Consider the following 17,545-nt stretch of genomic DNA (forward strand, 5'->3'; position numbering starts at 1 on the left):
ACAGGCCGATGAGCTGGATGAGGTCGCGAAGCCCGAATACGGAGGGCGCCGGGCCGCCTCGTGGCGGCCCGGCGCCCTTTCCGGCTACTTCTCTGCGGGTTCGGTGGACTTGTGTTCCTTGGGGTGTTCCCGGAAGTAGTCCCGGGTCTCGCGGTAGACGAGCGGGGACAGGATGAGCAGGCCGATCAGGTTGGGCAGCGCCATCAGGCCGTTCATCACGTCGGAGAAGGTCCAGACCGTGGTGAGGGTGGTCGTGGCGCCGACGTACACGATCAGGATGAAGAGCACGCGGTAGGGCAGTACCGCCCTGCGGCCGAACAGGAACTCCACGCAGCGGTCCCCGTAGTAGGACCAGCCCAGCAGGGTGGAGAACGCGAAGAAGATCACGCCGAGGGTGACGATGAGGCTGCCCCAGTTTCCGGGCAGGCCCGCGTCGAAGGCGCGCGCGGTGAAGCTGGCGGCCTCGTCCTCGCCGGCGTCGTCCCATACTCCGGTGATGACGATGGTCAGTGCGGTGAAGCTGACCACGACGATGGTGTCGATGAAGGTCTGCGTCATCGAGACCAGCGCCTGCCGGACCGGGTGGGTGGTCTTGGCCGCGGCGGCGGCGATGCCGCCGGTGCCGAGGCCGGACTCATTGGAGAAGATGCCGCGCGCGACGCCGTACTGGATCGCGGCGGCGACGCCGGCGCCCACGAAGCCGCCGGTGGCGGCGGTGCCGGAGAACGCGTCGGTGAAGATGGTGCCGAGCGCGCCGGGGATCTCCTCGAGGTTGAAGGCCAGCACGCCCGCCGCGCCGAGGACGTAGAGCACGATCATGAGGGGCACGAAGGCGCTGGTGACGCGGCCGATGCTCTTGATCCCGCCGAGGATGACGGCGCCGGCGAGGACGGTGATGATCGCGCCGGTGATCAGGGGGTCGAGGCCCCATTCCTCTTCTACGTTGGCGGCGACGGTGTTGGCCTGGGTCATGTTGCCGATGCCGAACGCGGCGATGGCGCCGGCGATGGCGAAGAATCCGCCGAGGATCAGGCCGACGGGACCCTTGATGCCGCTCCGGAGGTAGTGCATCGGTCCGCCGCCCTGCTCGCCGGCGGCGTCGGTGCGGCGGAAGCGTACGCCGAGGAACGCCTCGCTGTACTTGGTCGCCATGCCGACCATGCCGGTGATCCACATCCAGAAGACGGCGCCGGGGCCGCCCAGGGCGATGGCGGTGGCGACACCGGCGATGTTGCCGACGCCGACGGTGGCGGCGAGGGCGGTCGAGAGCGCCTGGTAGTGGGAGATGTCGCCTTCGGCGTCCACGTCGGAGCGGCGGACGAACGCGAGCCAGAACGCGAGTCGGAAGTGGCGTACCTGGAGTCCGCGCAGGAGGATGGTCAGGTAGAGGCCGGTGAGCAGGAGCAGCGGAATCAGGAGCCAGGGGCCCCAGATGAAGCTGCTCGCATCGCTGAAGAGTTCGTTGACGTCCATCACACCACCGATCAGGGGAACGGCACGATCGTTCCGGAACGTAGGGGAGTGGACGCCGGTTGAGAAGAGGCCGTGACCACCCGTTACGAGATCGTCTTTCCACATTTCTCGGGTCTTGACCCCGGTATGCGCGTTTCCGGAGCGAGGTGGAAACGAGATCGGGCGGTGACCCGGCCGGGCGGCCGTTCCGGCGGTGCGACGACAAAGGGCCGGGCACCGCGCGGGGTGCGGTTCGCGCGGTGCCCGGCAGGGCGGTTGGCCGGTGGTGTGGTCGCCGGTGGTGAGGTCGGCCCGTGGTGTGGTCGCCTGCGGCGGCCGTCAGTGCTGGACGGTGATGGCGTCGCCGATGCTGTGGACGCGCAGGGCGTTGGTCGAGCCGGGGGTTCCGGGGGGCGAGCCGGCGACGACGACGACCTTGTCGCCCTTCTGGACGCGGCCGAGTTCGAGAAGGGCCTGTTCGACCTGGCCGAACATGGCGTCGGTGTGGTCGACCTGGGGGACGATGAAGGTCTCGACGCCCCAGACGTGGGCGAGGCGGCCGCGGACGGCGGGGACGGACGTGAAGGCGAGCAGGGGGATCGGGGAGCGGTAGCGGGACAGGCGGCGGGCCGTTTCGCCGGACATGGTGAAGGCGGCGAGGGCCTCGGCGCCGACGATGGCGCCGACTTCGGCGGCGGCGCGGGCGATGGCGCCGCCGACGGTCTCGGGTATGCGTTCGAGGGTGTGGGTGGCCTGGAGGGCGGCCTGTTCGGCGGTCTGCACGATGCGGCTCATCGTGAGGACGGATTCGATGGGGTACTGGCCGACGCTGGTCTCGCCGGAGAGCATGACGGCGTCGGCGCCTTCGAAGACGGCGTTGGCGACGTCGGAGGTCTCGGCGCGGGTGGGGCGGGGCGCGGAGATCATGGATTCGAGCATCTGGGTGGCGACGATGACCGGGCGGGCCTTCTCGCGGCAGAGCTCGATGGCGCGTTTCTGGACGATGGGGACCTGTTCGAGCGGGAGTTCGACGCCGAGGTCGCCGCGGGCGACCATGATCCCGTCGAAGGCGGCGACGATCTCCGGGAGGCGCTCGACGGCCTGGGGCTTCTCGATCTTGCCGATGAGGGGGACGCGGACGCCCTCCTCTTCCATGATCTGGTAGCAGATGTCGGCGTCGGCGGGGGTGCGGACGAAGGACAGGGCGACGAGGTCGACGCCGAGGCGGAGGGCCCAGCGGAGGTCGCGTTCGTCCTTGTCGGTGAGCGCCGGGACGCTGACGGGGACGCCGGGGAGGTTGAGTCCCTTGTTGTCGGAGACCATGCCGCCGACGGTGACGGTGGTGCGGACGCGGGTGCCCTCGACGTCGGTGACCTTGAGGGCGACGCGGCCGTCGTCGATGAGGACGCTGTCGCCGGGGCTGACGTCGCCGGGGAGGCCCTGGTAGGTGGTGGAGACCTCGCGGCGGGTGCCGGGGACGTCGTCGGTGGTGATGGTGAACTCGTCGCCGAGGGTGAGGCGTACGGGGCCGTCGGGGAAGCGCCCGATGCGGATCTTGGGGCCCTGGAGGTCCGCGAGGATGCCGACGCCGCGTCCGGTGGCGTCGGCGGCCGCCCTGATCCGGTGGTAGACCTCCTCGTGGACGGCGTGCTCGCCGTGGCTCATGTTGAGGCGGGCGACGTCGATCCCGGCTTCGACGAGGGCGTTGATCTGCTCGGTGCCGGAGCAGGCGGGGCCGATGGTGCTGACGATCTTCGCTCGACGGTTCACGTGCACAACCGTACTTAGTTACTCGCCGGTACGGATATTCGTGCAGCATATGGTCGCCGCGGGTTCATCGATTGGTCTAGCTCAGAGGTCTAGACCACATGTGGCCGTCAACGCTTGAACGCCTCGACGGCGGCCTGGCAGAACGCCTTGAGGTCGCCGGGTCCGCGGCTGCTGACGAGCACGTTCGGCCCGCCCTCACAGACCTTGACCTCCTCGTCCACCCAGGTGGCGCCCGCATTGCGCAGATCGGTCCGGATGCTCGGGAACGAGGTCATGGTACGGCCGCGGACGACGTCGGCCTCGACGAGCGTCCACGGGCCGTGGCAGATGACCGCGACGGGCTTGCCCGCGTCGAAGAAGGACCTGGCGAACGCGACGGCCTTGGGCCGGGTGCGCAGAAGATCGGGGTTGGCGACGCCGCCGGGCAGCAGGAGGCCGTCGAACTCGGTGTGGTCGGACACGTCGACGGTGGTGTCGACCGGGAAGGTGTCGCCCTTGTCCAGGTGGTTGAACGCCTGGAGGCGCCCGGACTCGGTGGAGACGAGGCGGGGCGTGCCACCGGCCTGCTCGACGGCCTTCCAGGGCTCGGTGAGCTCGATCTGCTCGGTGCCTTCGGTGGCGCAGAGGAAGGCGATGGTCTTGTCGTGAAGGTCGTTGTCCGGCATGGCCGTCCTCCCGATTCGATGGGTTTCCCGTCGCCCTGCCCGCGAGCGCGGGTGGTATGCAGGAGGTGTGAGTCCCACCGGCTATCGCGAGTTCCCCGCGATGGGGCTGGCGTGCTCGTGGACGGCGGCGCTGCCGCGGGACGCCGAGCCGTTCACGCAGCGCGTCGTCCCCGACGGGTGCGTGGACCTGATCTGGTCGGCGTCGGGGATCCTGGTGGCGGGGCCGGACACCGGCCCGGTCCCGGCGGTGATGCGGCCGGGTGACGCGGTGGTGGCGGTGCGGTTCGGGCCGGGGACGGCGCCGCCGGTGCTGGGCGTCCCGGCGGACGCGGTCCGGGACGGGCGGCTGCCGCTGCGGGAGCTGTGGGGCGGGGAGGCCGACCGGCTGGCGGAGGCGGTGGCGCGGGCCGGCGACCGGCGGGGGACGCTGGTCGCGGCGGTGCGGGAGCGGATGCGGCCGGCGGACCCGGTCGTCGCGGCGGTGCTGGCGGGCCTGGACGGCGGTTCGGTGCGCGACCTGGCGGACGGGCTGGGCCTCAGCGAGCGCCAGCTCCGGCGGCGTTCGCTGGCGGCGTTCGGGTACGGGCCGAAGACGCTGCAGCGGGTGCTGCGGTTCCAGCGGGCGCTGCGGCTGGCGCGGGCGGGTGAGCCGCTGGCGGGGGCGGCGTTCGCGGCGGGCTACGCCGACCAGGCGCATTTCGCGCACGAGGTGCGCGACCTGGCGGGCGAGCCCGTCCGGAACCTGCTGTGACCTACGGTTTCAGCCTTCCGTAGGCGTGCAGCGTCCTGAGCCGGGCGACGGTGATGACGCCGCGCCATTCGGGGCGGGTGATCGGAGTCCAGCTGGGGAAGCCCACGTCCCAGCCGCCGTCGTCGTCCTGAGCGTCGATGAGGGCGTCGAGGTGGGCGTCGATGACGTCGCCGGTGAACAGGCGGCGTCCGTGGCCCTCCGGGGTGGGCGCGAAGTCGAGGGGGAAGTGGTGTTCTCCCCCGGCGTCCGGGTCGAGGGCCACCTGGGCGGCGAGGGCGTCGCGGACGCGGGTGAAGGCGGCTTCCGCGCGGTCGCGGTCGGGAACGTGGTCGAGGAAGGTGAGGATGGACAGGGCGTCGTACGGGCCGGGTTCGGTGTCCTCGTGCTCCAGATGGCGCCAGCAGAAGTCCGTGGCGGGGCCGAGCCAGGGGTGGTCCGCCCCGGCGCGGTGGAGCAGCCCCGCGAGGGATCCGGTGGGGTTGATGTTGCCCGGAGGGTCGTCGGGCGTCTGCCACCAGGGTCCGTGCGGGGTGTCGCGCACCGTCGGCAGGACGAACGGCACTCCCCCGCCGGGGGCGGTGATGGAGGTCAGGTAGTCGCCTGTGCGCGCGACGGCGGGGTCGTCGTCCGCCCCTGCCTCATGGAGGATCTCCAGGGCGTGCTGGGCGGGGACGGGCTGGCTTCCTTCGCCGCGCAGGTCGGGTTCGAGGGCGTGGCCGTATCCCCCGTCGGGGTTCTCGTAGGCGCGCAGGGCCGCGAGGACGGGTGCCGCCGGCCCGCCGCGGAAGTGCAGGGCGAACCGGTGGCGGTCGATGAGACGGCCGTTGAGGCGCATGAACTCGGCGGCGCGTGCGAGGCCGGTGTGGTGGAAGACTTTCATAGGGCGACCATAGGTCGGCCGCTTCCGGCCGGTCTTGTAGGAAACGGACGCGGCGGCGCGGGCGGGACGCGGTGGGCCCGGCCACCCCAGCGGTGGGTGGCCGGGCCCCTGATGTCCCGCGTGCGGGGTGCGGGAGCCCACGGCCCACGGCGGCGTGACAGGTCTGCGGCTGTGCGCCCGCCGCACGGTGAACCCTGGCGGGACGGTAGCCGACCTGCCCCAAGACCACAAGTGGGGCGGACGGGCCGGGGTCATGTGACGAACGGCTGGTCGAACGGGCCTCCGGGGGGCGTTTCCGGACGGGGGCCGGTTGTGGTCTGCTGTGCGACATGAGTGATCCGCTTGACGAACGTGACATGGCCGGTGAGCCGCTCGCCGTGGTGGCGCGGGCGGCGGGGCCGTATCTGGACGGCCTCCGGGACCGTCCCGTCCATGACCGGTCGCAGGACGTCCTGCTGGACGAGCTGGACGGCCCGCTGCCCGGCCGGGGGGACGGGGCGGTCGCCGCCGTGGAGCGGCTGGTGCGCGTGGGGACGGGCGCGGCGACGCATTCGTCCGGGCCGCGGTTCTTCCATTTCGTGGTCGGCGGGTCGACGCCGGCGGCGATGGCGGGCGACTGGACGGCGTCGCTGCTGGACCAGGTGGCGGGCCTGTGGCCGGCGTCGCCGCTGGCGGCGCGGGCGGAGACGGTCGTGCTGCGGTGGCTGAAGGAGCTGTTCGGGCTGCCCGCCGCCTTCGGTGGCGTGCTGACGCCGAGCGCGACGCTCGCGCATGTGACGGGCCTGGCGTGCGCGCGGTACTGGTGGGCCGACCAGTACGGCGTGGACGTGACGTCACGGGGGCTGGCGGGGCTCCCCGTGATGCCGGTGTTCAGCAGCGGCCTGGTGCACGTCAGCACCCGCAAGGCGCTGCAGATCCTCGGCTGCGGACGGGACACGCTGCGGACGTTCGCGCGCGACGACGCGGGGCGGATCGATCTCGCGGCGCTGGAGGCGGCGCTGGAGCGGGAGGACGGCAGGGCCGTGATCGTGGCGAACCTCGGTGAGGTCAACACCGGGGACTCCGACCCGATCTCCGACCTGGCGGACCTGGCGGAGCGCTACGGGGCCTGGCTGCACGTGGACGGGGCGTTCGGCATGTTCGCCGCGCTGTCGCCGAGGACGGCGCACCTCGCGCGGGGCGTCGAGCGGGCCGACTCGGTGACGGTGGACGCGCACAAGTGGCTGAACGTGCCGTACGAGAGCGGTTTCTCGTTCGTCCGCGACCCGGCGATGCTGAGCCGCACGTTCGGGGCGTGGGGCGCGGCGTATCTGCCGGACGCGGACGACGAGCGGATCAACTACAACACGCTGGGGCCGGAGTCGTCGCGGCGGGCGCGGGCGCTGCCGATCTGGGCGACGCTGCGTGCCTACGGGCGCGACGGCCACCGGGAGATGGTCGAGCGTCACCTCGACGTCGCCGCGCACTTGGGAGAACTCGTCGAGGCGGCGCCGGACCTGGAACTGCTCGCGCCGGTGCGGCTGTGCATCGTGTGCTTCCGGTACCGCCCGGAAGGCGTCCCGGAGGAGCGCCTGGACGAGCTGAACGCGCGCCTGGGCGAGGCGCTGCTCGCCGACGGCCGCGTGTACGCGGGGACCAGCACGTACCGGGGCATGACGGTGTTCCGGCCGGCGCCGCTCAACTGGAGGACGACGAAGGCCGACGTGGAACGCCTGGTGGACGTCCTGCGCGAACTCGGCGCCGCCCAGTCCGGCGGCACGGCCGGTCTCAGCTGAGACACTCGTTCCAGGGCTGGGTCTCGTCGAGCTGCTCGAAGGGCTGGGTGAGGCTGTACCAGCAACCGGAGTCGTCGCGGAAGACGGCCTCGACGCCGTAGGGGCGCTTCTCGGGCGCCTGCACGAACTCGACGCCCCTGGCGGACAGCGCCTCGTAGTCGCCCTGGCAGTCGTCGGTGTTGAACGCGCCGGCGCCGAGGACGCCCTTGGCGATGAGCGCCTTCATCTGCTCGGCGGAGTCGGGGTCCATGGTGGGCGGGCCCGGCACCATGAGGGCGAGGCTGAGGTCGGGCTGGTCCTTGGTGCCGAGGGTGATCCAGCGCATGCCGCCGTCGCCGAGGGTCATGTCGTCGCGGACCTCCAGGCCGAGCTTCTCGGTGAAGAACGCCTTGGCGGATTCCTGGTCGAGCACCCAGATGGTGGCCAGGCCCAGCTTGGTGATCATGTCGTTCCCCTTCCGATCAGGTGTTCCGTCCACGGTAGGAGGCGGGTGCCGGGGCGGCCTTCTCCATAATTGCGCAGTGCCCCGGGCGGCTTGCCCGGCGCCCGGACGGCTCAGTCCTTGCGGAACCCGCCAGCCCAGAGCAGCACGAAGCAGCCGGGGATCGCGGACGAGCCGGCGGTGCGGGCCCGCCTGCGGAACTCGGTGGGCGTCATCCCCACCTGCTGTTTGAAGCGGGTGCAGAACGTGCCGAGGCTGGTGAAGCCGACGAGCATGCAGATCTCGGTGACGGTCAGGTTGGCCGTGCGGAGCAGGTCCTGGGCGCGTTCGACGCGGCGGCGGGCGAGGTAGGCGCCGGGCGTCTCGCCGTAGACCTCGTTGAACAGCCGGACGAAGTGGTAGCGCGAATACCCTGCGCGGGCGGCGACGGCGGCCACGTCGAGGGGGTCGGCCCACTCCCGATCCATGGTGTCCCGGGCCAGCCTCATGCGGCGCAGCAGACCCGTGTCCAGGGTGGACGGCGCGGATCCCATGCTCCGATGCTGACACATCGAAGGCCCCGAAGGCAGTGCGCCCTCAGGGCCTTCGTTTCACGGCGACCTCGGCCACGCACGCGAGCGCAGTGGACCGGGCCTGCAATGACGCGGTCAGGCCATCGGGCGCGCCGTGGGCGGGATCGGGTACGGCAGGTCGGTGCGGCCGGTGAGGTACGCGTCGACGCCGTGCGCGGCGGCGCGGCCCTCGGCGATCGCCCAGACGATCAGGGACTGGCCGCGGCCCATGTCCCCCGCGGCGTACACGCCGTCCACCGACGTCCGGTAGTCGCCGTCGCGGACCACGTTGCCGCGCTGGTCGAGATCGACGCCCAGCTGCTCGAGCAGGCCCTCGCGCTGCGGGCCGAGGAAGCCCATCGCGAGCGTGACCAGATCCGCCGGGATCTCCCGCGCGGTGCCCTCGACCGGCTGGAACCCGGTCTCCGGCCCGCCGACCTCCACGATCTTCAGCGCGCGGACGTTGCCGTCGGCGTCGCCCGCGAACTCGGTGGTGGACACGGCGTAGACGCGGTCGCCGCCGAGGTCCGCGAGCTCCTCGTGGGCGCTCTCCACCTTGAACAGCATCGGGTACGTCGGCCACGGCTGGGCGTCCGGGCGGGACTCCGGCGGGCGCGGCATGATCTCCAGCTGGGTGACCGACGCGGCACCCTGCCGGATCGCGGTGCCGATGCAGTCGGCGCCGGTGTCACCGCCGCCGATGACCACGACGTGCTTGCCCCTAGCGGAGATCGGCGACTCCTCGTAGTCGCCCTCCTGCGTCTTGTTCGACGGGGGCAGGTACTCCATCGCCTGGTAGACGCCCTTGAGCTCCCGTCCCGGGACGGGCAGGTCCCGCCAGGCGGTGGCGCCTCCCGCGAGGACGACGGCGTCGTGGCCGGCGCGCAGGTCGCCGGCGGTGACGTCGACGCCGACGTTCACCGAGGTCTTGAAGTCGGTGCCCTCGGCGCGCATCTGGGCGAGGCGCCGGTCGAGGTGCCGCTTCTCCATCTTGAACTCGGGGATGCCGTAGCGCAGCAGCCCGCCGATCCGGTCCGCGCGCTCGTACACGGTGACGTCGTGCCCGGCGCGGGTGAGCTGCTGGGCGGCGGCGAGGCCCGCGGGCCCCGAGCCGACCACCGCGACCGTCTTGCCGGTCGTGACGGCGGGCGGCTGCGGGCGCACCCACCCCTCCGCGAACGCCCGGTCGATGATCTCGACCTCGACCCGCTTGATGGTGACCGGGTCCTGGTTGATGCCGAGGACGCAGGCGCTCTCGCACGGCGCCGGGCACAGCCTCCCGGTGAACTCCGGGAAGTTGTTGGTGGCGTGCAGCCGCTCGACGGCCTCCCGCCAGTCCTTGCGGTGGACGAGGTCGTTCCACTCGGGGATGAGGTTGCCGAGCGGGCAGCCCTGGTGGCAGAACGGGATGCCGCAGTCCATGCAGCGGCTCGCCTGCTTCTCCAGCCGGTCCTTGCCGAAGTCCTCGTAGACCTCTGACCAGCTCTTGATCCGCACGTCGACCGGGCGGCGCTTCGGGAGCTCCCGCCGGACGGTCAGAAAACCCTTCGGGTCGGCCATGATGGAAGTCCCCCTCTCAGCTCTGCGCCGCGGCCATGACGGCCTCGTCGACGTCGCGTCCCTCGGCCTCGGCCTTGGCCATCGCGTCCAGGACGCGCCGGTAGTCACGCGGCATGATCTTGGTGAAGCGGCCCGCGGCGGCGTCCCAGTCGTCCAGCAGCCGGCCCGCGAACCGCGAACCGGTCTCGGCCAGGTGCCGCTCGACCAGCGCCCGGACGAAGTCCAGGTCGTCGGGGTCGAGGGGGTCCAGATCGACCATCTCGCCGTTGACCCGCTCGGGCACCAGGTCCAGGACGTAGGCGATGCCGCCGGACATGCCGGCCGCGAGGTTGCGTCCCGTCCGGCCGAGGATCACCGCGCGGCCGCCGGTCATGTACTCGCAGGCGTGGTCGCCGACGCCCTCGACGACGGCGGTCGCGCCGGAGTTGCGGACGCAGAACCGCTCGCCGACGATGCCGCGGGCGAACAGCTCACCGGACGTCGCTCCGTACAGGATGACGTTGCCGCCGATGATCTGCTCCTCGGCCGCGAACCCGGCGTCGGCCGGCGGGCGCAGCGTCAGCCGACCGCCGGACAGGCCCTTGCCGACGTAGTCGTTGGCGTCGCCGACCAGCCGCAGCGTGATCCCGCGCGGCACGAACGCGCCGAACGAGTTGCCCGCCGAGCCGGTGAACGTGACGTCGATCGTGTCGTCGGGCAGGCCCGCCCCGCCGTGCTTCGCCGTCACCTCGTGGCCGAGCATGGTGCCGACCGTCCGGTTGACGTTGCGGATCGGCAGGTCGAGCGTGACCCTGTCGCCGAACGCGATGGCGCCCTCGGCGAGCTGGATCAGCGTGTTGTCCAGGGCCTTCCCCAGCCCGTGGTCCTGCTCGGTGACACGGTGCAGCGCCGCGCCCTCGGCCCGCTCCGGCGTGTGCAGGACCGGTGTGAGGTCCAGCCCGGACGCCTTCCAGTGCTCGACGGCCTCGCGCGTGTCGAGCATCTCGACGTGCCCGATCGCCTCGTCCAGCGAGCGGAACCCGAGGGCCGCGAGGTACTCGCGGACCTCCTCGGCGACGAACTCGAAGAAGTTCACGACGAACTCGGCCTTGCCGGTGAACCGCTCCCGCAGGACGGGGTTCTGGGTGGCGACGCCGACCGGGCAGGTGTCCAGGTGGCAGACCCGCATCATGATGCAGCCCGACACCACCAGCGGCGCGGTCGCGAAACCGTACTCCTCGGCGCCGAGGAGCGCGGCGATGAGCACGTCCCGCCCGGTCTTCATCTGCCCGTCGGTCTGCACGACGATGCGGTCGCGCAGCCCGTTCAGCAGCAGCGTCTGCTGCGTCTCGGCGAGGCCCAGCTCCCACGGCGTGCCGGCGTGCTTGAGCGAGGTCAGCGGCGAGGCGCCGGTGCCGCCGTCGTGCCCGGAGATCAGCACCACGTCGGCGTGCGCCTTGGACACCCCGGCCGCGACCGTGCCGACGCCCATCTCGGCGACGAGCTTGACGTGCACGCGCGCCGCCGGGTTGGCGTTCTTCAGGTCGTGGATGAGCTGCGCCAGGTCCTCGATCGAGTAGATGTCGTGGTGCGGCGGCGGCGAGATGAGGCCGACGCCGGGGGTGGAGTGCCGGGTCTTGGCGATCCACGGGTAGACCTTGTGGCCGGGCAGCTGGCCGCCCTCGCCGGGCTTGGCGCCCTGCGCCATCTTGATCTGGATGTCGTCGGCGTTGGCGAGGTACTCGGAGGTGACGCCGAACCGGCCGGACGCGACCTGCTTGATGGCGCTGCGGCGCAGGTCCCCGTTCTCGTCCGGGGTGAACCGCGCCGGGTCCTCGCCGCCCTCGCCCGTGTTGGACTTGCCGCCGAGCCGGTTCATCGCGATCGCGAGGGTCTCGTGGGCCTCGGCGGAGATGGACCCGTACGACATCGCGCCGGTGGAGAACCGCTTCACGATCTCCGACACGGGCTCGACCTCGTCGATCGGCACCGGCTCGCGCTCGCCGTCCTTCAGCTTGAACAGCCCGCGCAGGGTCATCAGCTGCTCGGCCTGCGAGTCGACCTTCGCGGTGTACTCCTTGAAGACCTCGTAGCGGCGGGTGCGGGTGGCGTGCTGCAGCTTGAACACCGTGTCCGGGTTGAACAGGTGCGGCTCGCCCTCGCGGCGCCACTGGTACTCGCCGCCGACGTCCAGGGTGCGGTGCGCCGGCTCGTTGCCGCCCGGCGGGTAGGCGCGGGCGTGCCGCTCGGCGACCTCGCGGGACAGCACGTCGAAGCCGACGCCGCCGAGCCGGGACGTGGTGCCGGTGAAGCAGCGGGACACGACGTCCTCGCCGAGCCCGATCGCCTCGAAGATCTGCGCGCCGGTGTAGGACGCGACCGTGGACACGCCCATCTTCGACATGACCTTCAGGACGCCCTTGCCGTACGCCTTCACGAGGTTGCGGGCGGCGGTCTCCGGTGCGACGCCCTCGATGGCGCCGCCGCGGACGAGGTCCTCGACGGTCTCGATCGCCAGGTACGGGTTGATCGCGGACGCGCCGTACCCGATGAGCAGCGCCATGTGGTGGCACTCGCGGGCCTCGCCGGTCTCGATGACGAGGCCGACCCGCGTGCGGGTCTTCTCCCGGATCAGATGGTGGTGGACGGAGCCGGTCAGCAGCAGCGACGGGATCGCGGCGCGGGACGAATCGGCGCCGCGGTCCGACAGCACGATGATGCGGGAGCCGGCGTCGATGGCGCGGCTCACCTCGGAGTTGATCTCCTCCAGCCGGGCCTCCAGGGCCTCTCCCCCGCCGGCGACGTCGTACAGGCCCTGCACGACGTGCGCCTGCAGATGCGGCAGCGACCCCTCGTCGTCGATGTGGATGATCTTGGAGAGCTCGTCGTTGTCCAGGATCGGGGTCGGCAGCACCAGACGGCGGCACGAGCCCGGGCCGGGCTCCAGCAGGTTGCCCTCCGGGCCGAGCGTGGACTGCAGCGAGGTCACGAGCTCCTCGCGGATCGCGTCCAGCGGCGGGTTCGTGACCTGCGCGAACTGCTGCTTGAAGTAGTCGAACAGCAGCCGGGGCCGCTCCGACAGCACCGCGATCGGGGTGTCGGTGCCCATCGACCCGATCGGCTCGGCGCCCGTCCTGGCCATCGGCGACAGGATGATCCGCTGCTCTTCGAGCGTGTAGCCGAACGTCTGCTGCCGCTTGACGAGGGTCTCGTGCGTCGGGATCTCCCGCTCGCGCCGCGGCAGCTCCTCGAACCGGACCAGGCCCTCGTGCAGCCACTGGCCGTACGGCTGCTCGGCGGCCAGCTCGGCCTTGACCTCGTCGTCCTCGACGATCCGCCCGGCGGCGGTGTCGACCAGGAAGATCTTGCCGGGCTGCAGCCGGCCCTTCCGGACGACCTTGGCGGCCGGGATGTCGAGGACACCGGCCTCGCTGGCCAGCACGACCAGGCCGTCGTCGGTCACCCAGTACCGGCCGGGACGCAGCCCGTTGCGGTCCAGGACGGCGCCGACGACGGTGCCGTCGGTGAAGCTGACGCTGGCGGGGCCGTCCCACGCCTCCATCAGGGTGGAGTGGAACTCGTAGAACGCGCGGCGGTCGGCGTCCATCTCGGCGTGGTTCTCCCACGCCTCCGGGATCATCATCAGCACCGCGTGCGGCAGCGACCGGCCGCCGAGATGCAGCAGCTCCAGGCACTCGTCGAACGAGGCGGTGTCGCTGGCCTCGATGTCGATCACCGGGTAGATCCGCGACAGGTCCCCGGGGATCAGGTCGGACTTCAGCAGCGCCTCGCGGGCCCGCATCCAGTTCCGGTTGCCCTTCACCGTGTTGATCTCGCCGTTGTGGGCGATGAACCGGTACGGGTGGGCCAGCTCCCAGGCGGGGAAGGTGTTGGTCGAGAACCGCGAGTGCACCAGGGCGATCGCGCTGGTGAAGCGGCGGTCCGACAGGTCGGGGAAGAACGGCTCCAGCTGCGGGGTCGTCAGCATCCCCTTGTAGACGATCGTCCGGCTGGACAGGCTCGGGAAGTAGACCCGCACGTCCTGCTCGGCGCGTTCACGCATGCAGAACACGACGCGGTCCAGTTCCAGGCCGGTCTTGCCGTCGTGCGGGCCGCCGGGGGTGGGAGCGACGAACAGCTGCGAGAAGTGCGGCATGACACGGCGCGAGGCCGGGCCGGTGAAGCCGGGGTCGTGCGGCAGCTCCCGCCATCCGAGGGCCGACAGGCCCTCCTCGGCGCAGAGCTTCTCGACGTGGGCGACCACGGCGGCGCGTTCGTCGCCGTCCACCGGGAGGAACGCGATGCCGGCCGCGTAGGCGCCGGCGTCGGGGAGCGCGAAGTCGCAGGTGTCGCGGAAGAACGCGTCCGGGATCTGGACGAGGATGCCGACGCCGTCGCCGTCGTCCGGCTCCGCGCCCACGGCACCGCGGTGATCGAGGTTCTTCAGGACCGTCAGGGCCTTCTGCACGATGTCGTGGTTCTTGCGGCCGTGCAGGTCCGCCACGATGCCGACGCCGCAGGCGTCGTGTTCGTGCGCCGGATCGTACAGCCCCTGCGCACGGGGGCGGTCGCCGGTGCCGGCCGCGGATGGGCCGGCAACAGGTGTGCGGGCAGCAGGTGTCAGGGCAGCAGAAGCCATCAACCCTCCCGTCGTCGTCGTGTCACTGCTGATGTCAGTGCAGTCCGGGACGACGTTGGCCCTTGCTGCGGTGAGATGACATTACATCACTGCCGGGATCATGCCCGGCTGCACCAGATCGCGAAACTTCTGGTTCGGACGGCCCGTGCAGCGCCATCTCACAGTGGTTTAGACCAGATTACCGGCTCCTCCCAGGATGGAAAGCACCCCGGCCACGGTGACGATCATCACCGGGCACGCGAGGTTCACCGTGATGTTCCGGTGACTTGCCCGAATCGCGGTCAGCTGGACGCGCGGGCGGCGCGGCCGAGCACCGCCGGGTTCTTGCCGCCCTCGATCAGCAGCGACAGCAGCGCCTCGTCCTCTGGGCCGCCCTTGCCGTCCAGCCGCTCCGCCCACGTGACCACGGCGAAGTGGCCCATGGCCAGGCCGCGCGCCATGCCGAAGCCGCGTCCGAAGTCGTCCAGCGGCTCGGGGGCCTCCAGCGGCCTGACGAAACCCGCGCCGATCGTCTCCTCCAGCTTCGCGACGAACCGGTCGGCGTCCGCGGACCCGGCCAGGTTGAAGACCGCGACGGCCAGCGCGTAGCCGTTCTCGGTGTCGGAGTAGATCCCGCGGGCGGCCTGCGTGCAGCCGCCCTTGCCCAGCGCCTCGCCCACGGTCCCGCCCCACACGGCGGCGGCGCAGTCACCGTCCAGCCGCTTGGCTCGCAGTTTGACCTGCACGTCGCCGTCCGGGACCGACAGCTTCGCCGCCGACGACGTGAACGCCTCCTCGATCGTCAGCGGCTTCGGGTCCGCGCTCCGGGACGCGATGCCCGAGTACGCCGACGACGAGGACGAGCTGGAGTAGGAGTCCGGCGAGATACCCGTCTCCGCGGGCGTCCCGATCGTCACGTTGGCCGCGTCGCCCGCGTCCGGAGCGTTACCCCCGCGCAGCACGGCCACGGCGCCCACGCCGAGGAGCACGAGCACGCCCAGGACCGCGGCCGCGCCGAAGTACAGCCTCGCTCCGGGCCCGCCCTCGCGCGGCGCGGGACGCGGCTGCCGCGCCGCCCCGGCGGGACGTCCCCTGCCCGGCTTCCCGCCGCGCCTTTCCGGCTTCCCGCCGCGTCGTTCCGGCTTCCTGCCGGGGCCGTGCGGGTCGCCCTGAATCGGCGGCGGGACGGCGGCGGGCGCGTCGTGATACGCGGAGGCGTCGGGGTGGGCGGACTCGCCGTCCTCGAACGGCGTGCGGGGCGGCGGAACGGGCCGCTGCGGGCGGGGCGCGCGGCGCGACGGGTCCGGCCGGCGGGGGCCTCCCGCGCGGCCCGGCGCCGTCCTGCGCGGGGCGGGCTGCCGGCGGCCCTGGCGGCTCACCGGTGCGCGCCGGGGGCCGCCGCCGCGTCGGGGTTCATCGGAGTCCACGACCGCGCAGACTACTGCCCGGCGCCCGGTGACACGCCCGCGTGCGGGCCGATCACTGGCCGGGCCTTCCGGTCGAGGCCAGGTCAAGCCGCCCGTACAGGAAGTCGGCGGCGCTCTCGATGACCAGGCTCACATCGATCATTTCGTTGAGCGAGGCGGGCTGCTCCCCGCCGGCCCGCTCCACCCACGTGATCACGGCGTAGTGGCCGTAGGTCTTGGCGTAGGCGGCGCTGAACCCGGAACCGAACGCGGGCACGCCCGGCGCCTTCAGCGGCGTCACCCAGCCGGCGCCGGTCTCGCGCTGCAGGTCGCGCAGAACCTGCTTGACGCCGTCCGAGGTCTCCATGTTGATCACGATGAACTGGCCGACGTGCTTCTTGTCGCCGCTCACGTACGCGGAACGGGCGATCTGGCTGCAGCCGAACTTGGCGAGGTCGGCCTGCAGGCGGGCGCCCCACGTCGCGGACTTGCAGTCGGAGGTCAGCGCCGACTCGGCCAGGGTGAAGGAGTAGGCGCCCGACTTCAGGTCCTTGGCCGAGGCCGCCTCGCCCTCGGTGATCGCGCGGCTGTCGGCCGACCTGTTCGCGATCTCGTCGAAGCCCTCGCCGTTGTAGTCGGGCGCGTAGGCGGTCGGCAGCACCGGTCCCTCGGCGGGCCCCTTCTCCCCGCCGGTGAACACGAGCACGGCGACGCCCGCGACGATCACCGCGACCAGCGCGCCGACCGCGCCGAGCAGCAGCTTCGGACGGGGGAGCCTGCGGCCGGGCTTCTCCTCCGGCCAGAAGTCCCGCCCGTCGCCGTCGCGCGCGGCCTCGGGGGAACCTGTGTCACGAGCCTCGATCACGCCCCGGAGCTTAGCGGTACGGGCGGCCCGCGCGTGGCCGAAAGGGCGTTTTATCCAGTTCCTTGGAGGTGCCCGCCGCGCCCGGGGCCGGAGACCGCGCCGGGGCTAGACGCCGTTGGTCCCGATCAGCGCGCCGACCCCGTAGGTGATCACCGCGGCGGCCGCGCCGAACAGCAGCTGCCGCGCCCCGCCGAACCACCAGGGCCGGGCCGTGATCCGCGACACCAGCGCACCCGCGCCGAACAGCCCGAGCGCCGCGATGATCGCCGCCGGCCACAGCGAGGAGGCGCCCAGCAGGTACGGGAGGACCGGCAGGATCGCCCCCACCCCGAACGACAGGAACGACGAGCCCGCCGCCAGCGCCGGCGACGGCAGGTCGCCGGGGGTCACGCCCAGCTCCTCGCGGGTGTGCACCTCCAGCGCCTCGTCGGGGTTCCTGGACAGCTGCCGCGCCACCTCCGCGGCCGTCTCCGCGTCCACGCCGCGCGACCGGAACACCTCGGCGAGCTCCCGCTCCTCAGCCACGGGGTGCCGGGCCAGCTCCACCCGTTCCACCTCGATCTCCGCCTCCGCCAGCTCCGACTGGGAGGCGACCGAGATGTACTCCCCCGCGGCCATCGAGAACGCGCCCGCCGCCAGGCCGGCCAGGCCCGCCAGCAGGACGACCCTCTGGCTCGCCTGGCCGCCCGCCACGCCCGCGATCAGCGCGAAGTTGGAGACCAGCCCGTCCATCGCGCCGAACACCGCCGGCCGCAGCCAGCCACCGGTGACGTCACGGTGCTGGTGGTGACGTTCCGGTGGCGCACCGGGCTTGCCGCTGGTCATCTCGCC

The 17,545-nt window shown here is 72.0% G+C and carries 13 protein-coding genes; 2 read left to right on the forward strand and 11 right to left on the reverse strand.

Annotated elements, in window-relative coordinates:
* Positions 1–84: 84 nt before the first annotated feature.
* The 3 genes from ACTWPP_RS17055 to ACTWPP_RS17065 all read right to left on the reverse strand — a co-directional run bounded on the left by ACTWPP_RS17055 (position 85) and on the right by ACTWPP_RS17065 (position 3,887).
* A complete protein-coding gene (locus ACTWPP_RS17055) occupies positions 85–1,473 on the reverse strand; it encodes an alanine/glycine:cation symporter family protein (protein WP_443105241.1) in 1,389 nt (462 codons plus the stop codon).
* A gap of 318 nt (positions 1,474–1,791) precedes the next feature.
* Positions 1,792–3,222, reverse strand: coding sequence for a pyruvate kinase (gene pyk, locus ACTWPP_RS17060; RefSeq protein WP_443105242.1), 1,431 nt, complete (start codon positions 3,220–3,222; stop codon positions 1,792–1,794).
* 107 nt (positions 3,223–3,329) lie between these two features.
* Positions 3,330–3,887 carry a type 1 glutamine amidotransferase domain-containing protein gene (locus ACTWPP_RS17065; protein ID WP_443105243.1) on the reverse strand — a complete coding sequence of 186 codons (558 nt, stop codon included), beginning with the start codon at positions 3,885–3,887 and terminating at the stop codon, positions 3,330–3,332.
* A gap of 67 nt (positions 3,888–3,954) precedes the next feature.
* Here ACTWPP_RS17065 and ACTWPP_RS17070 point away from each other — a divergent pair, with 67 nt between their 5' ends.
* Entirely contained in the window at positions 3,955–4,638 is a 684-nt protein-coding gene (locus ACTWPP_RS17070) for a helix-turn-helix domain-containing protein (RefSeq protein ID WP_443105244.1), read from the forward strand.
* A 1-nt stretch (position 4,639) separates the two neighbouring features.
* On the opposite strand, the gene ACTWPP_RS17075 is transcribed toward ACTWPP_RS17070, so the two are convergent.
* Entirely contained in the window at positions 4,640–5,518 is an 879-nt protein-coding gene (locus ACTWPP_RS17075; RefSeq protein ID WP_443105245.1) for a hypothetical protein, read from the reverse strand.
* Positions 5,519–5,847: 329 nt separating this feature from the next.
* On the opposite strand from ACTWPP_RS17075, the gene ACTWPP_RS17080 reads away from it, so the two are divergent.
* Complete coding sequence (locus ACTWPP_RS17080; protein ID WP_443105246.1) at positions 5,848–7,293, forward strand: pyridoxal phosphate-dependent decarboxylase family protein; 1,446 nt, start codon at positions 5,848–5,850, stop codon at positions 7,291–7,293.
* Here the strand turns inward: ACTWPP_RS17080 and ACTWPP_RS17085 are convergent.
* The 7 genes from ACTWPP_RS17085 to ACTWPP_RS17115 form a co-directional block, all read right to left on the reverse strand.
* A complete protein-coding gene (locus ACTWPP_RS17085) occupies positions 7,286–7,738 on the reverse strand; it encodes a VOC family protein (protein WP_443105247.1) in 453 nt (150 codons plus the stop codon). The genes ACTWPP_RS17080 and ACTWPP_RS17085 overlap by 8 nt on opposite strands.
* A 110-nt stretch (positions 7,739–7,848) precedes the next feature.
* Complete coding sequence (locus ACTWPP_RS17090; RefSeq protein ID WP_443105248.1) at positions 7,849–8,268, reverse strand: helix-turn-helix transcriptional regulator; 420 nt, start codon at positions 8,266–8,268, stop codon at positions 7,849–7,851.
* Between the two features lie 114 nt (positions 8,269–8,382).
* Positions 8,383–9,846 (reverse strand): glutamate synthase subunit beta, encoded by a 1,464-nt coding sequence (locus ACTWPP_RS17095; RefSeq protein WP_443105249.1) that lies wholly within the window; start codon positions 9,844–9,846, stop codon positions 8,383–8,385.
* A gap of 16 nt (positions 9,847–9,862) precedes the next feature.
* Entirely contained in the window at positions 9,863–14,464 is a 4,602-nt protein-coding gene (gene gltB / locus ACTWPP_RS17100; protein ID WP_443105250.1) for a glutamate synthase large subunit, read from the reverse strand.
* Positions 14,465–14,745: 281 nt separating this feature from the next.
* Positions 14,746–15,870, reverse strand: a complete 1,125-nt coding sequence (locus tag ACTWPP_RS17105) for a hypothetical protein (RefSeq protein WP_443105251.1) — start codon at positions 15,868–15,870, stop codon at positions 14,746–14,748.
* Positions 15,871–15,922: 52 nt separating this feature from the next.
* On the reverse strand, positions 15,923–16,714 hold the full coding sequence (locus ACTWPP_RS17110) for a hypothetical protein (RefSeq protein ID WP_443105252.1): 792 nt from the start codon (positions 16,712–16,714) through the stop codon (positions 15,923–15,925).
* Between the two features lie 105 nt (positions 16,715–16,819).
* Positions 16,820–17,539: a VIT1/CCC1 transporter family protein gene (locus tag ACTWPP_RS17115; RefSeq protein WP_443105253.1), complete on the reverse strand. Its 720-nt coding sequence runs from the start codon at positions 17,537–17,539 to the stop codon at positions 16,820–16,822.
* Positions 17,540–17,545: the final 6 nt, after the last annotated feature.

Source organism: Actinomadura sp. 3N407, from assembly GCF_052245875.1.
Taxonomy (GTDB): Bacteria; Actinomycetota; Actinomycetes; order Streptosporangiales; family Streptosporangiaceae; genus Spirillospora.

What these genes read in the sequence shown, in the direction of transcription:
- ACTWPP_RS17055 (WP_443105241.1), bottom strand. Translation starts at nt 1,473, where the DNA reads ATGGACGTCAACGAACTCTTCAGCGATGCGAGCAGCTTCATCTGGGGC.
- ACTWPP_RS17065 (WP_443105243.1), bottom strand. Translation starts at nt 3,887, where the DNA reads ATGCCGGACAACGACCTTCACGACAAGACCATCGCCTTCCTCTGCGCC.
- ACTWPP_RS17075 (WP_443105245.1), bottom strand. Translation starts at nt 5,518, where the DNA reads ATGAAAGTCTTCCACCACACCGGCCTCGCACGCGCCGCCGAGTTCATG.
- ACTWPP_RS17080 (WP_443105246.1), top strand. Translation starts at nt 5,848, where the DNA reads ATGAGTGATCCGCTTGACGAACGTGACATGGCCGGTGAGCCGCTCGCC.
- ACTWPP_RS17085 (WP_443105247.1), bottom strand. Translation starts at nt 7,738, where the DNA reads ATGATCACCAAGCTGGGCCTGGCCACCATCTGGGTGCTCGACCAGGAA.
- ACTWPP_RS17090 (WP_443105248.1), bottom strand. Translation starts at nt 8,268, where the DNA reads ATGGGATCCGCGCCGTCCACCCTGGACACGGGTCTGCTGCGCCGCATG.
- ACTWPP_RS17095 (WP_443105249.1), bottom strand. Translation starts at nt 9,846, where the DNA reads ATGGCCGACCCGAAGGGTTTTCTGACCGTCCGGCGGGAGCTCCCGAAG.
- gltB (WP_443105250.1), bottom strand. Translation starts at nt 14,464, where the DNA reads ATGGCTTCTGCTGCCCTGACACCTGCTGCCCGCACACCTGTTGCCGGC.
- ACTWPP_RS17115 (WP_443105253.1), bottom strand. Translation starts at nt 17,539, where the DNA reads ATGACCAGCGGCAAGCCCGGTGCGCCACCGGAACGTCACCACCAGCAC.